Genomic DNA, 2,521 nt, shown 5'->3' with positions numbered 1-2,521 from the left:
CGGTATTCGTAGAACAGCGGTTTGCCAGATGGGATCTCGGCTTCCACGACATTTCCGTCCTTGTCCGGGCCGCTGCCGCCGATGATGCTGGCGGTTATCTTGATATTATGCTTTCCGGCCGGAAGTTTAAGCAGGTAGACAAAGTAGTGCGGCAGGTTGTTGTAATTCCTTTTGATCTCGCGGATGCTGTTAAAGACTGTCAGACTGGTGCTGTCCTTGAACGGAACAAGGGCGGTGAATTTCCCGGCAGCATCCAGCGGTTTGTTGTCCAGTTGGAAGGTGACGGGCACGCTGTAAACATCCATCAGCAGTAGCAGGGCACCGCTGTCGCCTTCGGCTGAGACAGGCTTGGGCTGGACCTGGACCTTGCCGGAAAGCACCACCTGATAGGTGCCGTCCTGCATGTAGCCGATGTCCATGATCTGAAATCCCGGCAAAAGGACCGCCTTGGCCTGGGACTCGATGTAATCCTCCTGGAGCACCGAGTTCTTGACGGTGGACTTGGATTCCACCGTCACCCCGGCCTGCTCTATGGCCTGGCGCTTGGCGTCCAGCACCGCCTCCTTGTAATCCTGCTGGCGGCTGGTCTTCCTGCCGTTGTCAAAGCCCTTGATGGTGACGTCTAGCGTTTCGCTCAACGCTGTAGTACTGAGCAGTAAAGTAGTAAAGATGCAAAGTGTCGCAAGCGAACCCCAAGGATTTGATTTTTGGAAAAACATTTGACTGCCTCCTACTTTAATACTTTCCTACGTTACTACTTTAGCCCTTGGTTGTCAGATCCCGGTCTTCCCGTGCATCTGCTCCATGGTCTCGCCGTGATAATACTTGTGGATGTGATCCTTGCTGATGCGCTTCAGTTCCTTGACCGGCAGCAGGGACAGCAGTTTCCAGCCGGTGTTCATGGTGTCCTCTATGCTGCGGTCGGCCTGGCCTTGGTTGATCATCTCCTTTTCAAAGCCCTCGGCGAACTTCAGATATTTCCTGTCAACCTCGGTCAAAGCCTCCTCGCCAATGATGGCCACCAGTTTGCGCAGGTCGCGACCGGTGGCGTAGGCCGAATAAAGCTGGTTGGACCATTCCCGGTGGTCTTTTCTGGTGTGCCCTTCCCCGATGCCGTTGTTCATCAAGCGGGACAGCGAGGGCAGGGGATCGATGGGCGGATAGCAGCCGATGCGGTGCAGCTGCCGGGACAGCACCAGCTGGCCCTCGGTGATGTAGCCGGTCAGGTCGGCTATGGGATGGGTGATGTCGTCGTCGGGCATGGTCAGGATCGGGATCTGGGTGATGGAGCCTTTGCGGCCGTGGATGCGGCCGGCCCTCTCGTAGATCTGGGCCAGGTCGGTGTACATGTAGCCGGGATAGCCGCGCCGTCCGGGGATCTCCTCGCGGGCGGTGCCAACTTCGCGCAGGGCTTCGCAGTAGTTGGTCATGTCGGTGAGAATGACCAGCACCTGCATGCCGTGGTCGTAGGCCAAGTGCTCGGCGCAGGTCAAAGCGCAGCGCGGGGTCAGGATCCGCTCGATGGTGGGGTCGTCGGCCTTGTTCATGAAGACCACGGTCTTGGCCAGGGCCCCGGATTTCTCGAATTCGGTGATGAAGTAAGTGGCCTCGCGCGAGGTGATGCCCATGGCGGCAAAGACCACCGCGAACTCCTCCTTTTCGCCCAGCACCCTGGCCTGCTTGACGATCTGGGCCGCGATCTCGTTGGCCGGCAGTCCGGCGCCGGAGAAGATGGGCAGTTTCTGGCCCCGCACCAAGGTGGCAAAGCCGTCAATGGTGGAGATGCCGGTCTGGATGAACTCCTCGGGCTTGGCCCGGGAGGTGGGGTTCATGGGCTGCCCGATGATCTCCAGCCTCTTTTCCGGGATGATGGGCGGCAGGCCGTCGATGGGCTCGCCCAGCCCGTTGAAGCGCCGGCCGATCATGTCGCGGGAGACGGGGATCCGGGCCACGTCCTCCTTAAGGCTGACCGAGCTCTTGGCCAGGTCCAGGCCCCGGGTCTCCTCGAACACCTGGATCACGGCGTATTTCTCCGAGACCTCTATGGTCTGCCCGCCCTTCTTGCTGCCGTCGGGGAGTTCGATCTCCACGATGGCGCCGTAGGACAGCCCCTTGGCGTTGTCCACGAACAGCAGCGGCCCGGAGATGTAGGAAATGCTTTGGTATTTTTTGGTGGTTAAGTCCATGAATGCCTCTTAATTAATATATCGGAATGAATTTAGTCTTATTTCCATAAAAAATGATGTCTATCCAATTAACACCGGAACATACTCCAAAAGCTTTTCTATCCGCAGATTTCACAGATATTCACAGATTATTATAATCTGCGTTAATCTGTGGATAAAGGTTCCTATGCAGGTTAGAAAATCATTTAAACAATTTGGTGCTCAGATATTTCTCCCCCCGGTCCGGGAAGATCACCACTATCCTGCCCTTTTTGATCTTCCTGGCCACCTGAATGGCCGCGTACATGGCCGCCCCGCTGCTCATCCCCACAAAGATCCCTTCTTTCTCCACTATC

3 protein-coding genes are annotated in these 2,521 nt (G+C 56.9%); all 3 read right to left on the bottom strand.

Annotated elements, in window-relative coordinates; all coding sequences use genetic code 11:
- Positions 1–638, bottom strand: a 638-nt coding sequence (locus Q7U71_03110; protein ID MDO9390744.1) for a hypothetical protein, incomplete at its 3' end; no start/stop codon positions are given.
- Between the two features lie 135 nt (positions 639–773).
- Positions 774–2,186 (bottom strand): V-type ATP synthase subunit B, encoded by a 1,413-nt coding sequence (locus tag Q7U71_03105; GenBank protein ID MDO9390743.1) that lies wholly within the window; start codon positions 2,184–2,186, stop codon positions 774–776.
- Positions 2,187–2,367: 181 nt separating this feature from the next.
- The coding region (cysM, locus tag Q7U71_03100; protein ID MDO9390742.1) for a cysteine synthase B at positions 2,368–2,521 on the bottom strand (154 nt) is incomplete at its 5' end.

The sequence above is a fragment of the bacterium genome (genome assembly GCA_030655055.1).
In the GTDB taxonomy this organism is placed as follows: domain Bacteria; phylum Edwardsbacteria; class AC1; order AC1; family EtOH8; genus UBA5202.
The sequence above is the reverse complement of the archived record's forward strand: the minus strand, read 5'-3'. Positions and strand labels throughout refer to the sequence as shown.